Origin of the sequence: Candidatus Phycorickettsia trachydisci (genome assembly GCF_003015145.1) — a bacterium.
GTDB lineage: Bacteria > Pseudomonadota > Alphaproteobacteria > Rickettsiales > Rickettsiaceae > Phycorickettsia > Phycorickettsia trachydisci.
In genome coordinates this window covers 381,940-399,053 of the sequence record NZ_CP027845.1, presented here as the reverse complement: position 1 = coordinate 399,053, position 17,114 = coordinate 381,940, and the positions used below count along the sequence as shown (strand labels likewise).

Genomic DNA, 17,114 nt, shown 5'->3' with positions numbered 1-17,114 from the left:
CAATTTTTCCACCTAACCTTCTAAACTAATATCTTTCTTACCTCTTTTGATATTATACAATTCTTTAGAATTTTATTTCAATTGCAATTTTTAAAGGATAGATTAGAAAAATTGCAATTAAGCAAGACAGTGCTTTTTAAAGGTTTTGTTGTGAAAATAAATTTAAAATTATTTTATAAAGCTAAGTCAAAAAATCCATCTACTGAGCCATATAAAGGCACAATATCTTCTAACCCATGAGCTACAAGGTGACCCGAACCTAACTTAGAAGTATAACTTTCTATGATACAAATTTTGCCTGTTTCATCAAAGCTCACACACCCCCTATCTCGATCATACCAATCTTTATATAACTCTTCCTCATAATGATACCATCCAAGAGTTTTAACATACCTAGCAGAATGCGTCATTTGTTTATCCGGATTAGAGTATATTACAATATTTCCTTCATCACGAATCGAAAAATTATTTTCAACTAATTTACTTTCAAAGATAGCAAAAAAAGTATACATAGTTGGATCAGTATTAATTTTAAATCTTTCTTCTTTTCTAGATAGCAGGATCTGATCCGCAAATTGTCCATCTGCTAAGTCAAAATTCACGTTATCAATACAACCAAAACTCCAACCGTAACAATTGTACCTCCAAGTAGCTGAATTTAATAAAATCATCTTATTTACTATTTCTTCAGCTACTTCTGAAACTTTTTCTGTTAATCCGTACTTCCTAAGATGATTAGTGACATCAGACAATAAATCTTTACTTGCCGCAGTAAGATGATGTATATACTCTTCTAATTCGCTATATTTTAGACTCCACTCTTCCATAGAACTTTTCAATTCCTCTAGATAATCTTTTTTATAATTATCTTTAAGTATTATGGGGAGGGGAACTGAGATATTTGGATCATTGAAGCTAGGGAAAGCCTTTATGTTCTTCTATGCCCTTTTCTAATCCCAAAACCTCAGCATAATAAATGGCTTGAGGGCTAAAATATTTAATATCGTCACTATTTGGACGATCTGTATGAGTTTCCAAAAAATCTTTAATTCTATTTCGATCACTTAATTCAGGAATTTGCTTTAATTTTTCCTCATGCGCAACATAGTATAGAGCCCAAGCAACGCCATCACCCTTATTGATTTGGCTAGATAAGTAATCTTTTATTTCTTCTATTTGTCTTAAATAGAGCTTTTCATCTTGCTGTTTTAATAATTTGGCATTAAGTATTGGAGTGCTACTTAAGATATCTATTTTCAAAACTTTGTCGTGTAACTTTCTATAATATCTTCCTTTGGCTGCCAACATATTCATCACCTTGAAGTTAGAAGTGTTATTGAAACATTCCGCAAAACATGATAAGGGGCTTTTCTGTTGCCCGGAAAACCCCAAACCGCCTGCTAGCGTGCGGAACTAAGCCGCAGCAGCATAACCGTAATCATAAGATTGACGATTTTTTGCAAATGAGTTTGCATTTACTTTTATGATCCATCATACGGAGAATCATCCCGAGCAAAATTAGACCTTTATTAAGCCACGTCGAAGCTAACTCACCCCCGTCAATGGTGGAGGTGCCGGGTTCCGCCCCCGAGTCCGCAACTTCTATTTCGAATAAAGTTTATTGCCATATCTAGCAATAATGCTAGCAATTATATTATACTAGAGATTCAGAAAAATTCCAAAGCACATGAACATAAAAAGTTATAAAAAATTTTGCGAAAATATTGCTTATTTCAATCCTTTTGAAAAACAAACTAAAATTGCCGTTGCTTTATCTGGAGGAATTGATTCAATGGCCTTAACAATACTAACTGCCAAATGGCTGGGGGAATTTGGTGGTAATTTAGTAGCTTTAACAGTAAATCATAATCTACAAAAAACCTCTGCAAAAGATGCAAAAAAAGTAGGCGATATTTGTGCTCAGATAAGAATTAAGCATGAAATACTCGAATGGAAGCATGGCGAAATTACTTCTAATGTTCAATCTCAGGCAAGAGAAGCTCGTTATAAAATATTAACGGATTATTGCAAGCAAAATGATATATTACACCTTTTTGTTGCTCATCATCTTGAAGATAAGGTCGAGAATTTTTTTATTAAGCTCTCAAGAAGCAGCGGTATATTTGGACTCATTGAAAGTAAAGTAATGTTCTTAAACAACGTAAGGATTTGCAGACCTCTTTTCAACTTTACGAAAAAAGAATGCCAAGATGTTTTAGAATCTTCAAATACCCCTCATATTCAAGACATTACCAATTTTCAAAACAAATATTTTCGCAATCAGATTAGGTTTAACCTAGAAAATTTTGGTGATAATTTTCAAGAAAGAGCAGCAGAATCGATAAGTCACTTAGAAAGTACCGCATCATTAATACAATCAGAGGTTGTAAAAAGTTTTTGTGAAAGCGTTACTATTCACAAGGCTGGTTACGCAATTATTCAAGATAAATTTAGAAATTATAAGACTGAAATTCAAATTCACATTTTAGCTTACCTATTAACTATTATCAGCGGAGAGTCTAAGCCTCCCAGAGCCATCCAGATAAAACAGGTAATAGATGATTTTGTATTTCAAACTAATCAAACTCATACTCTAAACAAGTGTATAATAATCCCTCACCTTAAAAGCTTGGTAATTTTCAAAGAATGGTGTAGTATTATTAGTGGTGATCTAAAACTTTATAATGGTTTATTTTGGGACAATAGGTTTATCTTTCATACACACTATCAAAACTTACTTGTTAGCCGCTTTGATGAAAATATTTACAGAGAGGTTAAAAATAAAATAAATTTAGAGATAGCTAATTTTGTCTCAAAATATAAAAAAAGAATTTTATTTACCCTCCCTGTGGTAAAAACCCTTGAAAAAGTTATAGCGATACCTACTATAAATTATTATGATCTGAGTATCACGAAAATAAACTGCTCTTTTAACCCTCAACACTTTTCAAAAGTGTTGCACCTAGAGTATTAATACGAAAGCTGAAATTGTTATGAATAATCAAACTAAAAATCTTTTAATCTGGGGGGCAATAGTTGTTGCTATAGTGCTTTTCTTGAATCTTTCTCAAATGCACAATTGGTCTGAAGGAACTGTGAAACTTTCAATGTCGGAATTTTTAAATAAGGTAGAAGATAAGCAAGTTGTTTCAGCTAAGATCCAAGGACGTAACATTGAAGGACGCCTTACAGATGGCGTACCGTTCGAAACATACGTAGGAGAGTACAATGTTGCTCAAAAACTTCACGAAAATAATGTCAATTTTGAAATCGTCCCACCAGATACAAAAATGAACTCCTTATTTAGCATTTTTATATCATGGTTCCCTATGCTCTTGCTCATAGGTGTTTGGGTGTTTTTTATGAGACAAATGCAATCAGGGGGTGGAAGAGCCATGGGCTTTGGTAGGTCTAAAGCAAAATTGATGTCAGATAGATCTAAGGTTACATTTAAAGATGTTGCAGGGATTGATGAAGCTAAAGAGGAGCTAACTGAGATTGTAGACTTTTTAAGAGATCCATCGAGATTTCAAAGATTAGGAGGAAGAATTCCAAAGGGATGTCTTTTAATTGGTCCTCCAGGAACTGGTAAAACACTTCTTGCAAGAGCTATAGCGGGAGAAGCAAACGTACCTTTTTTCAGTATTTCAGGCTCAGATTTTGTTGAAATGTTTGTTGGTGTTGGAGCAAGTAGAGTCCGCGATATGTTCGAACAAGGTAAAAGAAATGCCCCATGCATCATATTTATAGATGAGATTGACGCAGTAGGACGTCATAGAGGAATAGGTCTAGGAGGCGGTAATGATGAGAGAGAGCAAACTCTCAACCAAATGCTCGTCGAAATGGATGGGTTTGAGTCAAATGATGGCGTTATTATTATAGCAGCAACAAACAGACCAGACGTATTAGATCATGCGTTATTAAGACCCGGAAGATTTGACAGAAGGATAATGGTATCTAATCCTGATATAAACGGTAGAGAGCAAATTCTTAAAGTTCATCTTAAAAAGATCAGATATAGTTCCAACTTAGATATTAGATCTATTGCAAAGGGAACACCTGGATTTTCTGGAGCAGAGCTATCTAATTTAGTAAATGAATCAGCATTGCTTGCTGCAAGAAAGCATAAAAAAGAAGTTGATACCGCAGACCTAGAGCAAGCAAAAGATAAGGTTATAATGGGTCCAGAGCGTAAATCCATGATTTTATCTGAGGAAGATAAGCAAATCACAGCTTATCATGAAGCAGGCCACGCGATCGTAAACTTATTCGCAGGTGCATCACACCCTATCCATAAAGTTACGATTGTGCCAAGAGGTAATGCTTTAGGTCTTGTTAGTATGCTTCCAGAGCAAGATGAAGTTCACATGAAAAAGAATAAGGCTAATTCTGACCTCGCTGTTGCAATGGGTGGAAGGGTTGCCGAAGAAATCATTTTTGGTGCCGATAAGATCACATCAGGAGCATCAAGTGACATTAAGTATGCAACTTCTATTGCAAAATCAATGGTAATGCAATGGGGCATGAGTGAAAAAGTTGGTCCTGTACTGCATAGCGATAGTGAAGATGCATATACAACGGGCCACAAAGGAATTATTCATCCTTCAGAATATATGCTACAAATCATAGATGAAGAGATTAAGGGTTTAGTAAACTCAGGCTATCAAAGAGCAAAGCAAATCCTAACAGAAAATGTTAAATCGCTGCATTTACTGGCATCTAAATTGCTAGAATCAGAGACTTTAACAGGAGAAGAAGTAAGAAATTTAGTTTTCAATGGTGATACTAATACAGAAGCTAAGTCTGCTAAAGAAAAGGAGGAAACTAAACCTAAAAAAATACGCAAATCTCCTAAAATTGAACCTTCACCAGCTTAATGCCAAGATACAAAGCCTTAATAGAATATTGTGGTACAAACTATCAAGGCTGGCAAAAACAAGCATCTCCTAATACAATACAAGGTAAGTTAGAAGATGCTTTGTTTAAATTCTCCGAAAAACAAATCAACGTTATAGGATCAAGCAGAACAGATACGGGGGTTCATGCTTTAGGTCAAGTAGCTCATTTTGATCTACCCAAAGAGTATGAAATTGAGAGAATTTTTAGAGGCATCAATTTTTATTTGCAAGATGAAGAAATATCTTTGCTTAAAGTAGAAAAAATTCCAAGGGAATTTCATTCAAGAGCTCTGGCCACACATAGACATTATCAATACATTATCATAAACCGCCCTGCTCCAATTACCTTAGATAAATACAAAGCACTTTGGATACCGCAAAAATTGGATGTGAAGAGGATGCAAGAGGGAGCCAAATTTTTAATCGGACATCATGATTTTTCTTCTTTTCGTTCATCAGAATGCAGATCTCGTAGTCCTATTAAACATCTAACAAAACTAGATATTAAACAAACTGAAGATAAGATATTTATATATGCCAGTGCTAATTCCTTTCTGCATCATATGGTTCGCAACATTGTTGGTACTTTGTTATTAGTCGGAAGAAATCAAATTGAGCCCGAAACTATTAGAGAAATCCTAGAAGCAAAATCCCGCAGTGCAGCCGGTCCCACCTCTCCTGCATGGGGATTATATTTAATAAAAGTGAGTTATAATTAAGTTCATGACAGCTAAAATACAAAATCCCGCCGCTTGCGTAGAGGAATAAATACCTAAGAGATTTAAATAATTATGTATCAGATTCGACCACCCCGTCTTCTTTTTTCTTCTACTCTCCTATCGGAAACTAGTTGTTCTGCATGAGTCTTATCCTTTTCAGCTTTTTTATTAGCTAAAATTTTCTTAGCTTCGTTAATCTGTTTTTTATCATTTACACGTTTAGCAACAAAAGCGGCTATGGCTTTTTCTGCTTGATCACGTCTTGCTTGCTCTCTTTGATCTGCACCAGCGCTTCCCCAAAACCTATTGAATATCCCCTGGATGACACCTGTAGATCCACCTTGTTTTTCTCCAGCCATTTTATTTACCCACTTGATTAACTAAAAATACTTTTAATATGATAACAAATATATAAAATACAGCCTTTTAAAACATTAATTCAAATTATAATTTTATTAAACAAGGTATATATACAACATGACAATTATTAAGTTTAACAATTTTGTTAAATTAGAAACTACAAAAGTCAATCAAATTTTTATCTTTGATTGACTCTATAGGTATTTGATTTTATATATCTAGAGTTATCTTTGCTAAGACGCTGTGTCCTCTAACTAAAGTTTTATATCCAGGCCCCGTTGTTTCTTTTTTAACCGCTTTACCGTGATAGCTATAGTTATATTCTAAACCTAATTTAGTATTGTTAGTAACTTCGAAGTTAGCCCCCAACCCTAAAACATAAGCAAAATTATACCTTGTTTTGAATTTTACAATTTTATTATCTTCAATGTTTTTCATCTTACCCGTAACATTAGATAAACCTATACCGGCACCAACGTATATTCTAGTCAAATCTGATAGTTTAAACAGGTCATAATAACCTTTAATTTGCAAAGAATTTACAAATGTTTTAATATGATATGTGGCATCAAGTATATCACCATCAATTGGAAACTTGATTATTACTTTACTTTTATTTGAAAATGGTTTAGCAAAGTTAGCCTCTATCCTAAGGTTTTCTGTAGCATAGTATCCTAATCCTAAGCCCATTTCTAAAGCTGCAGCTGGTTTTTTAGAGGTCCCTTGCTCATTAGATTCCATAAATAACATTGCAGCTTTTTCTTGCAAAAAAGCACCTACAGCGCCACTAAAATAGAAATTTCCTTCTTTTGCAGATTCAGCTGATGCAGAAAAAGCCGTAGTTACTACTAAAAAACCTAAAATTTTTTTTTGCATTTTTATCATATATGACTACTATAAAATTTAGTTAATAATTCTTCAAAACTTAGTATTTGAGTATGTATATAATATATAAAAAGTACTTTGTCTTATACCCTCTTTTTTAGTTTTTCATCTTACTGTGACAAAAATATCACTTAAGCTTATGAATTATCTCTTCTACTTGAGCCGGAGTGATATTTTCGTATTGCTCCTCATTGATCTGAATCACTGGAGCTTTGATACATCCACCAACACATTCAACTTCAACTAAGCTAAATTTACCATCATTACTCACCTGCCCCATGGAGATCCCTAAAGTTTTTTCTAAGGTTGAAACTATTTCTTTTGAACCACAAAGCATACAAGGAGTTGTTCCACATACTTGGATGTGATACTTGCCAATTGGATTTAAGTTAAACATGCTATAAAAGCTTCCAATTTCATACACTTTAACATAAGGCAGCTCTAAATAGTCTCCAACATGTTCCAACGCTGGTGTAGATAGCCAACCATTATTTTGTTTTTGGGCTAGGTGCAATAAAGGAAGAATAGCACTTTTTTTACGTGCAGGTGGATATTTAGTCAAAATTTGCTTTGCTAAATTAGCATTCTCTTCGTTAAAAATAAACTTTTCCATAAACTAGCGGTCAATTTCTCCAAACACGAGATCTAAGGTTGAAATAATAGCGACAATATCAGACATACGATGTCCTCTAGACATATAATCCAATGCCTGCAAATGAGCAAATCCATGTGACTTAATCTTTAAACGATAAGGCTTATTGCTACCATCTGAATAAAGGTATACTCCAAATTCACCCTTTGGCGCTTCAGTTGCAGCATATACTTCACCTGCCGGCACATTATATCCTTCTGTATATAACTTAAAGTGAGCAATCATACTCTCCATAGCAGTTTTCATTCGCTCTCTTTTTGGAGGCGATATTTTAGGATCTGGAGTTTTAATTGGACCTGCTGGAATTTTTTCTATGCATTGTTTGATAATTTTAAGAGACTCATACATCTCTTTCACTCTAATGATGTATCGATCGTAACAATCTCCATTTTGTCCAACTGGAACCTCAAACTTTAACTGATCATATATCTCATAGCTTTGGTTACGACGTAAGTCCCATGGGATACCAGAGGCTCTTAACATCACACCTGAACAACCAAAATCCATAACTTCTTTAGCACTCATCACTCCTATACCTTGCAGACGTTCTTTCCAAATCCTATTTTCCGTTAGCAGCGTTTCAACATCAGCTAAATATGATGGCAATTCTTCAATAAACTTTGAAATATCTTCTAAAAGACCATTAGGTAAATCTTCAGCCACTCCACCCGGACGAAAATAATTTGCATGCATCCTAGATCCGCTTACTCTCTCATAAAAGCACATAATTTTCTCTCTTTCTTCAAAAAGCCAAAGTAAAGGCGTTGTAGCACCTAAATCTAGGGCTTGACTTGATATATTAAGCATATGGTTTAAAAGACGGGTAAGTTCTGCAAAAATAACTCGTATGTATTTAGCTCGAAGAGGCACTTCACACTTTAAAAGTTTTTCAACCGCCAAAGCAAAACTATGCTCCATGCACATTGGAGAAACATAATCCAGACGATCAAAGTATGGTAATGCCTGAAGATAAGTTTTATGTTCTATAAGCTTTTCTGTACCACGATGTAAAAGACCTATATGAGGATCTGCTTTGTTTACGATATCCCCATCCATCTCAAGTATCAACCTCAAAACTCCGTGAGCAGCAGGATGCTGCGGACCGAAGTTTAAAAGCATATCTTGCTTTGAGGTTTTTTTAGCATTTAGCATCTATATCTCTAATCTTAACATAATTGCACCCCCTATATTGCTATATTTTCTAGCAAAACCATAGTGCATTCCTAATTGAATTGTTGAAGACTTATATTTTACCTGAGTACCCAAATCTAATTGAGAATAAAACTTTTTATCATTCTGTCCTAATAGGGAATATGAATTAGGCGAATCAGCCCTGATATATTCTACACCAGGTGCTTGACCAGCAAATTTCTTACGAGCCGAATAGGTTAGATGTGGTATAACTTCATATTTATCAAGCTTAATCAACTTATTCACACCAACTGAACCAATGAATTCAAAGTCATCACCTGTATCTTTTTTTGTTATCTTATTCATAGGACCAGCTCCATCTTCTGAATGTTCGGGAGTATCAGTATGTATATAACGCACACCCCCAGAAACTAGATAGTTAAATAGGTTTGTCTTGTAGTTATATCCCAGCTCTGTTTGGACAGCTGTCATTTTTTGTTTATATTTACTTTGGGCTAGACCATAACCAGGGTTATCAGAATAAGAATGCAACCTAGTAGAACCGTAAGATACTAAAGTTTTATTAAACATCCCCCAATTCAAATCTACAGTACTGTATAATGTAAATACCCTGGAGTTCGTTTTTATCTTATCCCCATCGCTATCTCCAGATGTGTAACCTAAACGATTTTTTGATAAAGATACAGCTCCACCGAGTAATACATCACCAATATCAGCATCAAAGCCTAAAGTCTTACTGAAAGTATTAGTTTTATTATCAGACCCAACAGATGAATCCGTAGTTTTTGTTGTATCAAGATTTGCACTTCCCCAGAATCCAAATTTTACTGGTTCACTTCCAGCATCACCAGCTGCTGCTGCTTTTGATACACTACGTACAAATAAGTGATTTCCTATCACAGAAGAAATACGACGTACTAGCGTTGTACCACCAGTATGCCTGGATTTTGGAGTTGGATAGAAATTACTTGTCTCCACATCCGTTAAATTTTCCGGTAGATCTGTAGCTAGATTTGTAACGTCCATTGGACTTGTTACATCAATGGGGTTTGTTACAGACACAGAAGGAGTATTATTAGCTGTAGGATTCGCTATATTCTCTGTTGTATCAGCCGAAGGCGTAGTATTATCCATCTCTTTATGATGCTTTTTACCATGACGGGGCGATGAAAGTCTCTTAGGACTTGCATAACTTTCGTGATTTTGATCAACATTATCATTAGCAGAAGTAGCTTGAGCAGAGCTAGAAGCCTCTTGTGCTTTCTTAAGATTGTAATTCTCTATAAACTTTTTTGCTCTCTCATCAGCCTCTTTACCAGCAAGCTCTTCAGCAGCTCTTTGCTCAGGAGTTAATTCTTTATGAAGCTTTTTCATTTTTTTTTCACTAGATCCTCTCCTAGGAGTTTCAAACTGTCCAGCAGAAGAGAAAGTAGAATTACTACTATCTATTGAAAGACGAGGAGGAACTGTATCTTCTTTTTTTGCAAACTTTGCAAAAGATAAAATACTCGAATTTTTAGGAACATGAACATTGGGGGCTTCAGATCCATCTTCCCCTCCTTGCGAAGAAGAGTTTAAGGATGCTGAATCTTCTTTTTTTCCAAAATTTGAAAAAGGTAAAAAGCTTGAGCTCTTAGGACGTGTATTACTCTCATCAGCACTACCTGCACTATTCTGAGAAGCAGGACTTAAAATATTCGTATTCAAATCCGGATTAGGAGAATGCCTTTCAGGAGTTTTACGTTGATGATCCGAAGCATGACTCGCTATTTCGCCCATTAACTCACCCGCTCTAGTTTCAAGTTTTTTAGGAGGCAAATTACCAAAACCACGTCCTAATGTTCTTACACGTCCAGGAGAATCACCTTCAGAACGAGGAGCATTTAAACCACTTGGAGCACTACTAGGAGCATCGGTTGCAAAAGAACTATGAAAACTAACCACAACGACTAATATAGAAGTTCTTGTTAAGAATTTTTTGAATGGCAAATCAAAAAATTTAAGGAAGTCTTTGTTCATAAAAATCCCAAATTTAAGTTTTAACTTCCGATAGAATATGCCTTTAATTTAAGGGTTAAAAGAAATTACCTTAATTTTGAATTAAAAAAACATTACTTGTGCTATATTGGTTTAGATGCTATTTGACTCGAGATATTTTCCTATAAATAGTAATAATTCAACAAATATTAAATCAACATAATTATTGATAAAAATTATATTTATTGTATTATCTGTGAGTAGTCACTTATACTACTAGCCTTATTGACTAAATTGTGAGCATGCAACAATTAATACGTAATTAAAAATGAAAAAGACAATTCTTGCTATTTCTACTTTAACTTTTCTTTCTGCTCTATCAGCTCAAATCGATAATGATTTAGCAGCAACTGATGGACATGAAATCGGTTTAACCGGTTCAAGATACATTTATCGCGAACCTCGTTTCATGAGTACCAGAGGCAATAAGCTAGGTATCGAGTACACATGGACATACTCTCAAGAAAAATGGTTCGGTAAACTAGACTTCAGATATGCAGGTGGTCAGGTTAAGTATGATGGAAGTGGAACTAGGAAAGGGGATTGGAATTACTACTATGATTTCAGATTTTTAGTAGGAAAAGACTTAGAAATAAACAAATATTTATTTGCCCCTTATATAGGTTTTAGTTATCGCTATCTTTTTCATGATAATACCGGAACTACTTCAACTGGTCATTTGGGTTATACTCGCCAAAGTCATTATTGGTATATACCGGTTGGATTGACGTACAGGATGAATCTAGGAGATCAAGCAAAATTAGAAACAACTTTTGAATATAATCATTTTATTAAAGGAAAACAGTACAGTGACTATGTGGAAAATAATCAATCAAAAGGTTATGGTTTCAGATTATCTACAGCGTATAATAAAGATAATTGGTCGGTTGGACCTTTTTATCAGTATTGGAACATAAAAGACTCAGATGTAAACCATGGCATTTACGAACCTAAAAATCACACCAGTGAACTTGGAATAAGATTGAGATATAAGTTCTAGTTCATTTCTGAGAAAAAGCCAACATGTTTACTTAGCTCAGTAAAAAAATCAATAAACTAAATAGTTTACTGAGCTAAATTACTGTGGTATATTCTTTAGGGTATAAAATCAAAAATAATATTTATTAATGCCGAGAATCAATCAATTAGTAAAACAAGGCAGAGTCCTTAAAACAAAAAAGTCTACGGCCCCCGCTTTACAAAAATGCCCTTTCAAAGCAGGCGTATGTATGTCCGTTATGACTAAATCACCTAAAAAACCAAACTCAGCTTTAAGAGCTGTAGCTAGGGTAAGATTATCAAATGGATTTGAGGTAATCTCTTATATCCCAGGAGAAGGTCATAATCTTCAAGAACACTCAAAGGTCCTAATTCGTGGAGGAAGAGTTAAAGACTTACCAGGTGTAAGGTATCATATCGTTAGAGGATCTTTTGATACCCAAGGCGTTAAAAATAGAAAACAGAGTCGTTCTCTATACGGAGCTAAAAAACCTAAGCAGTAAATTAATATAATAACATTTAAAAATTTTAAGTAGCTATGTCACGTCGCCATGCAGCAGAAAAAAGAGAAATTGTGCCAGATCCCATATATAAAGATGTCAGGGTCGCTAAATTTATCAACAAAATAATGTTTGATGGCAAAAAAACAGTAGCCGAAAAGATAGTATACGGCGCTTTTAAAATCATCGAAAAAAAATATCAAGTCAATCCTTTTGAAACTTTCATTGCAGCTATTGACATTTTAAGACCAAACTTACAATTAAGATCCGTTAGAATTGGAGGATCAAGTTATCAAGTTCCTGAAATTTGCGAAGCTGAAAGAGGTAATAACGTAGCTTTCAAATGGATTATTAACGCCATGAGAACTAGATCAGAAAATTCAAGCGTTGAAAGACTTGCTGAAGAAATTTTTGATTCATATAACAAACGAGGTCTTGCATTCAAGAAACGTACAGATCACGATAAAACCGTCGAAGCAAATAGAGCATTTGCACATTATAGTCCAAAGAGTAGAACAAAACAAACTGCCTCTAATTAACCTTAACTAAAAATATGTCTAAGAATAACAAGCACTCTTTATCAGATGTAAGAAATATCGGTATCTGTGCACACATCGATGCTGGTAAAACCACAACTACAGAAAGAATTTTATATTACACAGGAAGATCACATAAAATTGGTGAAGTGCATGAAGGTGCAGCTACAATGGATTGGATGGAACAAGAGCAAGAAAGAGGTATCACGATTACCTCAGCTGCAACCACTTGTTTTTGGAATGATAAAAGAATCAATATCATAGATACACCAGGTCACGTAGACTTTACGATTGAAGTGGAAAGATCTTTAAGAGTTCTGGACGGCGCTGTTGCAGTATTCGACGGTGTAGCCGGCGTTGAACCTCAATCTGAGACAGTATGGAGACAAGCTGATAAATACAATGTCCCAAGAATGTGCTTTGTTAATAAATTAGATAGAACTGGCGCTGACTTTTTCAGATGCGTTGATATGATTAAGGAACGTCTTGGCGCTAATGCTCTCGTGCTACAACTTCCTGTAGGTATAGAAGATAAATTCCAAGGAGTTATTGATTTAGTTCAAATGAAGGCGATTATTTGGAAAAATGAAGATCTTGGAGCAAGTTTTTCCTTTGAATCGATTCCTTCAGAGTTGGAGCAACAAGCCCAAAAGTATCATTCCGCATTACTTGAAACATGCGTTGAAGCTGATGATGAATGTTTTGAAAAATATCTATCCGGCGAAACACTGAGCATCAACGAAATCAAGAAATGCATACGTAAAGGCACTATTGCAGGAAAATTTGTACCAGTGCTTTGTGGCAGTGCGTTTAAAAATAAAGGCGTACAACCACTACTTGATGCAGTAATCGATTATCTACCTTCACCTGAGGATATTGACCACATTAATGCAATTGATTGCAAGACTAATGAATCAATTGAAAGAAAAATCAATAAATCTGCACCATTTTCAGGACTTGCGTTTAAAGTGATGAACGACCCATTTGTAGGTTCTTTAACATTTGTAAGGATTTACTCTGGCACCTTAGAATCTGGTAGTAGCGTTGTTAATACAGTCAAAGGTGAAAAAGAGCGAATTGGGCGTATGCTTTTAATGCACGCAAACCAAAGAGAAGATGTTAAAACCGCTCAAGCTGGAGATATAGTAGCATTAGCTGGTCTAAAATATACAACCACGGGCGATACTCTTTGCGATGGGGACCATAGGATATTATTAGAAAGGATGGAATTCCCAGATCCTGTGATTGAACTTGCCGTTGAGCCTAAATCAAAAGCTGACCAAGAAAAGATGTCCATCGCTCTTCAAAAGCTTGCCGTAGAAGATCCATCTTTTAGAGTTTCTAGTGACACTGAAACTGGCCAAACCATTATTAAAGGGATGGGTGAGCTACATTTAGAGATTATTGTAGATAGGATGAAAAGAGAATTTAAGGTAGATGCTAATGTTGGCGCTCCTCAAGTTGCTTATAGAGAAACCATCACCAAACCTACAGAAATTAACTATACCCACAAGAAGCAAAGTGGTGGCGCTGGTCAATTTGCTAGAGTTGTAATTCAGTTTGCTCCACTTGAGCCAGGTAGTGGTTTTGTATTTGAAAGCAAAATCGTAGGTGGTAATATACCTAAAGAATATATTCCAGGTGTTGAAAAAGGTTTAGAACAAATTAAAGAAACCGGAGTACTTGCTGGATATCCCACAATTGACTTTAAAGCAACTTTAATTGATGGAGCGTATCACGATGTCGATTCAAGTACTTTAGCATTCGAAATAGCAGCAAAAGCCGCATTTAGAGAGGCTATGCCAAAAGCATCTCCTTGCCTGCTTGAGCCTATAATGAAAGTTGAGGTTGTAACTCCTGAAGATTACATGGGAGACGTTATTGGGGACCTAAATAGTCGTAGAGGACAAGTGCAAAGCATGACTATGAGAGGTAATGCACAAATCATTAGTGCTAGCGTACCACTTGCAGAAATGTTTGGATATGTTAACACCCTTCGTTCTTTATCTCAAGGTAGAGCACAATACTCTATGGAATTCTCTCATTACGCTCAAGTACCTCAGCATATAGTAGATGCAATCAAGAAAAAAGCTTAATATTTTGGCCTACCGGTTTTAACACCGGTAGCTTTAATAACTATGAGCAATTTACTAGATCCAGCCGTCTTATTTTTTATCCTTGGCGTCTTTGCGGGACTAGTTAAATCAAATTTAGAAATACCTCAACCTATATCACGTTTTTTATCTCTTTATCTTCTAATGGCTTTAGGTTTAAAAGGCGGTTTTGCATTAAATCAATCAGGCTTGACCACTGAAGTAGCAATAAGCCTAGGAATTGCAATTAGTATGGCAATACTTATTCCTATCATTGATTATAATTTACTAAAACAAAAACTAGATAGGCTCGATGCGGCAGCTATCGCGGCCACTTATGGTTCTATCAGTGCCGTTACTTTTATTACGGCGACACAAATATTAGATCAAAACGGTATCAGTTATGGGGGTCATATGGCTGCTGCCATGGCCCTCATGGAATCTCCTGCCATCATTATCGCAATAATTCTTGCTAATAAAATTCGACACGAATACAATACCTACAGTTTCAATTTTTCTATTCGCAAGATTCTTCACGAATCTTTTACCGATGGGGGCCAGTTACTTTTACTTGGCTCATTAGCCATAGGTTTTTTTTCAGGAGAAATGGGACATAAAATGATGGCTCCATTTTCAATTGACCTATTTAAAGGTTTGCTAGCATTCTTTTTGCTAGACATGGGACTGCTAGCAGCAAAAAATTTAGGCGACCTGAAAAATAAACCACCTATTATCTTTAAGTATGCAATTATGGCTCCATTCGCACATGCCTTGATTGCTCTGGGACTATGTTACTTTTTTCATGTATCTTTAGGCGATACCATTCTTCTTATGGTTCTATCAGCCAGTGCATCATATATTGCTGTACCCGCTGTCTTACGCATTGCAATGCCAGAGGTAAAACCAGCCATTTATATGAGCATATCTTTAGGCATTACATTTCCTTTAAACATAATTGTTGGCATCCCTATATATAACTTTATTGCACAAAGTTTTTATTAATAATAGTTAATTTATCCATAATACATCATATTAATTTTCTTACTTAGTTCTTAGATTTTATAAATCAAAGTTTAATTATTTTTAATAAAACTATTGACATTCAATGTAATAATATTATAATAGAGATATCAACAAAACATTAGTTTTATTCACAATATATTATGACAAAAGGTATACTTTACGGTGTAGATGGTTACTTTGAAATCACAGATGATGGGCTTTTAGAAGAGATTTCTGAAAGCAGAGCAAAAGATTTACAGTCTAAATTAGATAAATTGCACAACAAACCTTCCGAAGATACTTTAGAAGCAAAGTGTGAAAAATTTATAGAGTTGTTACAAGAAGCGTATCCTTTAATTGTAGGCGTTGGATCTTTACTATATGGAATCCATACAATTATCCATAATAAGGAAATAAGAAAATATAATGCAGATATGGCAGCATTGGAGATAAGACCTCGTATCAACAAATTAAAGCAAGAGAAAGCTTATCCAGATAGAGAAATAGCTCGATTGCAAGACGAAAAACTGGACGTAAGTCTAAAAATTGCTCAAGCTACAACAGACTGGATGGATGCAGTAATATCCAGCCAAAACAATTTAGAAAATGATAATAGACTAGATTTTTTAAATTCTAGATATGATAAATTAAATGACAAAATTGCCGAATTAACCCAAACCTCATCCTTAAAAGCTCAAGATATCGAAACATTAGAAAAAGGAATAAAATTACAAAATCAAACAAACTTTTTCGATCACCTTAAAGACTATTCAACACTGACACCTGGAGTCATAGGACTATGGTATGTCATACAAAATCCTAAAAAGATATTCGAAGCAACGAAAGATATGTTTTTTATTGGCGGTGAAATTATCTATATAATTGGAGCCAACACTTTTGATGCCATTAAAAATTCTTGCAAATCTATCTGTAAATCTATTAAGATGCCCAAAATCAAAATGATGAACACAGGCTCAATAGACTCTTCAGAAATCGAAAAAATAGACGTTAATTATGACGAAGAAGATTACAAATGCGTTTATGATAAAGATTATACTTCCAATAAAAAGACAGAGGTTGCGGAAAATAACGATATAGACTCATTAGTAGTAGAGGTTGCGGAAAATCACGATATGGACTCATTAGTAGTAGAAGTTGGAGAAGATGAGCATTATCATGCAACCTGTGACAATATCGATAACGTGCTTCATGATACGATAGATCTCACTGGAGATGACAATATGGGCTCAGAAGCACCAGCAGCTTAATTGTCTATACTTT

Annotated in this window: 16 protein-coding genes and 1 other RNA gene; 9 read left to right on the top strand and 8 right to left on the bottom strand. The window is 35.0% G+C overall.

The features are described from left to right. Nucleotides 1–173: 173 nt before the first annotated feature. From phytr_RS01720 to ssrA, 3 genes are all read right to left on the bottom strand, one after another. Complete coding sequence (locus phytr_RS01720; protein ID WP_106874172.1) at nt 174–827, bottom strand: DUF7689 domain-containing protein; 654 nt, start codon at nt 825–827, stop codon at nt 174–176. Between the two features lie 88 nt (nt 828–915). Further along, nucleotides 916–1,308: a hypothetical protein gene (locus phytr_RS01715; protein ID WP_106874171.1), complete on the bottom strand. Its 393-nt coding sequence runs from the start codon at nt 1,306–1,308 to the stop codon at nt 916–918. Nucleotides 1,309–1,360: 52 nt separating this feature from the next. Continuing rightward, nucleotides 1,361–1,686, bottom strand: a transfer-messenger RNA (tmRNA) gene (ssrA, locus tag phytr_RS01710). A 1-nt stretch (nt 1,687) separates the two neighbouring features. On the opposite strand from ssrA, the gene tilS reads away from it, so the two are divergent. Genes tilS through truA form a run of 3 tightly spaced genes read left to right on the top strand, consistent with a single transcriptional unit; the run spans nt 1,688 to nt 5,617 of the window. Further along, a complete protein-coding gene (gene tilS, locus phytr_RS01705) occupies nt 1,688–2,974 on the top strand; it encodes a tRNA lysidine(34) synthetase TilS (protein ID WP_106874170.1) in 1,287 nt (428 codons plus the stop codon). Nucleotides 2,975–2,993: 19 nt separating this feature from the next. Further along, nucleotides 2,994–4,877 carry an ATP-dependent zinc metalloprotease FtsH gene (gene ftsH / locus phytr_RS01700; RefSeq protein WP_106874169.1) on the top strand — a complete coding sequence of 628 codons (1,884 nt, stop codon included), beginning with the start codon at nt 2,994–2,996 and terminating at the stop codon, nt 4,875–4,877. Then, a complete protein-coding gene (truA, locus tag phytr_RS01695; RefSeq protein WP_106874168.1) occupies nt 4,877–5,617 on the top strand; it encodes a tRNA pseudouridine(38-40) synthase TruA in 741 nt (246 codons plus the stop codon). Before ftsH ends, truA begins: the two co-directional genes overlap by 1 nt. A gap of 77 nt (nt 5,618–5,694) precedes the next feature. Here the strand turns inward: truA and phytr_RS01690 are convergent, their stop codons facing one another. The 5 genes from phytr_RS01690 to phytr_RS01670 all read right to left on the bottom strand — a co-directional run bounded on the left by phytr_RS01690 (nt 5,695) and on the right by phytr_RS01670 (nt 10,685). Further along, entirely contained in the window at nt 5,695–5,976 is a 282-nt protein-coding gene (locus phytr_RS01690) for a hypothetical protein (RefSeq protein WP_106874167.1), read from the bottom strand. 211 nt (nt 5,977–6,187) lie between these two features. Further along, nucleotides 6,188–6,862 (bottom strand): outer membrane protein, encoded by a 675-nt coding sequence (locus phytr_RS01685; protein WP_106874166.1) that lies wholly within the window; start codon nt 6,860–6,862, stop codon nt 6,188–6,190. A 127-nt stretch (nt 6,863–6,989) separates the two neighbouring features. Then, complete coding sequence (nuoE, locus tag phytr_RS01680) at nt 6,990–7,475, bottom strand: NADH-quinone oxidoreductase subunit NuoE (RefSeq protein ID WP_106874165.1); 486 nt, start codon at nt 7,473–7,475, stop codon at nt 6,990–6,992. A gap of 3 nt (nt 7,476–7,478) precedes the next feature. Continuing rightward, nucleotides 7,479–8,666 (bottom strand): NADH-quinone oxidoreductase subunit D, encoded by a 1,188-nt coding sequence (locus phytr_RS01675; protein WP_106874164.1) that lies wholly within the window; start codon nt 8,664–8,666, stop codon nt 7,479–7,481. Beyond that, the gene (locus phytr_RS01670) at nt 8,667–10,685 is read right to left on the bottom strand and encodes an autotransporter outer membrane beta-barrel domain-containing protein (RefSeq protein ID WP_106874163.1); all 2,019 of its coding nucleotides are present in this window, start codon (nt 10,683–10,685) and stop codon (nt 8,667–8,669) included. A gap of 286 nt (nt 10,686–10,971) precedes the next feature. Here phytr_RS01670 and phytr_RS01665 point away from each other — a divergent pair, with 286 nt between their 5' ends. From phytr_RS01665 to phytr_RS01640, 6 genes are all read left to right on the top strand, one after another. Further along, nucleotides 10,972–11,703, top strand: coding sequence for a hypothetical protein (locus tag phytr_RS01665; protein ID WP_106874162.1), 732 nt, complete (start codon nt 10,972–10,974; stop codon nt 11,701–11,703). Nucleotides 11,704–11,830: 127 nt separating this feature from the next. Next, the gene (gene rpsL / locus phytr_RS01660) at nt 11,831–12,205 is read left to right on the top strand and encodes a 30S ribosomal protein S12 (RefSeq protein WP_106874161.1); all 375 of its coding nucleotides are present in this window, start codon (nt 11,831–11,833) and stop codon (nt 12,203–12,205) included. Between the two features lie 35 nt (nt 12,206–12,240). Then, a complete protein-coding gene (gene rpsG, locus phytr_RS01655; protein WP_106874160.1) occupies nt 12,241–12,741 on the top strand; it encodes a 30S ribosomal protein S7 in 501 nt (166 codons plus the stop codon). 14 nt (nt 12,742–12,755) lie between these two features. Beyond that, the gene (gene fusA, locus phytr_RS01650; RefSeq protein ID WP_106874159.1) at nt 12,756–14,834 is read left to right on the top strand and encodes an elongation factor G; all 2,079 of its coding nucleotides are present in this window, start codon (nt 12,756–12,758) and stop codon (nt 14,832–14,834) included. A gap of 42 nt (nt 14,835–14,876) precedes the next feature. After that, complete coding sequence (locus phytr_RS01645) at nt 14,877–15,833, top strand: sodium-dependent bicarbonate transport family permease (RefSeq protein ID WP_106874158.1); 957 nt, start codon at nt 14,877–14,879, stop codon at nt 15,831–15,833. 161 nt (nt 15,834–15,994) lie between these two features. Next, nucleotides 15,995–17,101 carry a hypothetical protein gene (locus tag phytr_RS01640; protein WP_106874157.1) on the top strand — a complete coding sequence of 369 codons (1,107 nt, stop codon included), beginning with the start codon at nt 15,995–15,997 and terminating at the stop codon, nt 17,099–17,101. Nucleotides 17,102–17,114: the final 13 nt, after the last annotated feature.

What these genes read in the sequence shown, in the direction of transcription:
- phytr_RS01720 (WP_106874172.1), bottom strand. Translation starts at nt 827, where the DNA reads ATGGAAGAGTGGAGTCTAAAATATAGCGAATTAGAAGAGTATATACAT.
- tilS (WP_106874170.1), top strand. Translation starts at nt 1,688, where the DNA reads ATGAACATAAAAAGTTATAAAAAATTTTGCGAAAATATTGCTTATTTC.
- rpsL (WP_106874161.1), top strand. Translation starts at nt 11,831, where the DNA reads ATGCCGAGAATCAATCAATTAGTAAAACAAGGCAGAGTCCTTAAAACA.
- phytr_RS01675 (WP_106874164.1), bottom strand. Translation starts at nt 8,666, where the DNA reads ATGCTAAATGCTAAAAAAACCTCAAAGCAAGATATGCTTTTAAACTTC.
- phytr_RS01715 (WP_106874171.1), bottom strand. Translation starts at nt 1,308, where the DNA reads ATGTTGGCAGCCAAAGGAAGATATTATAGAAAGTTACACGACAAAGTT.
- phytr_RS01690 (WP_106874167.1), bottom strand. Translation starts at nt 5,976, where the DNA reads ATGGCTGGAGAAAAACAAGGTGGATCTACAGGTGTCATCCAGGGGATA.
- phytr_RS01685 (WP_106874166.1), bottom strand. Translation starts at nt 6,862, where the DNA reads ATGATAAAAATGCAAAAAAAAATTTTAGGTTTTTTAGTAGTAACTACG.
- phytr_RS01670 (WP_106874163.1), bottom strand. Translation starts at nt 10,685, where the DNA reads ATGAACAAAGACTTCCTTAAATTTTTTGATTTGCCATTCAAAAAATTC.
- rpsG (WP_106874160.1), top strand. Translation starts at nt 12,241, where the DNA reads ATGTCACGTCGCCATGCAGCAGAAAAAAGAGAAATTGTGCCAGATCCC.
- phytr_RS01645 (WP_106874158.1), top strand. Translation starts at nt 14,877, where the DNA reads ATGAGCAATTTACTAGATCCAGCCGTCTTATTTTTTATCCTTGGCGTC.
- fusA (WP_106874159.1), top strand. Translation starts at nt 12,756, where the DNA reads ATGTCTAAGAATAACAAGCACTCTTTATCAGATGTAAGAAATATCGGT.
- phytr_RS01665 (WP_106874162.1), top strand. Translation starts at nt 10,972, where the DNA reads ATGAAAAAGACAATTCTTGCTATTTCTACTTTAACTTTTCTTTCTGCT.
- ftsH (WP_106874169.1), top strand. Translation starts at nt 2,994, where the DNA reads ATGAATAATCAAACTAAAAATCTTTTAATCTGGGGGGCAATAGTTGTT.
- nuoE (WP_106874165.1), bottom strand. Translation starts at nt 7,475, where the DNA reads ATGGAAAAGTTTATTTTTAACGAAGAGAATGCTAATTTAGCAAAGCAA.
- truA (WP_106874168.1), top strand. Translation starts at nt 4,877, where the DNA reads ATGCCAAGATACAAAGCCTTAATAGAATATTGTGGTACAAACTATCAA.
- phytr_RS01640 (WP_106874157.1), top strand. Translation starts at nt 15,995, where the DNA reads ATGACAAAAGGTATACTTTACGGTGTAGATGGTTACTTTGAAATCACA.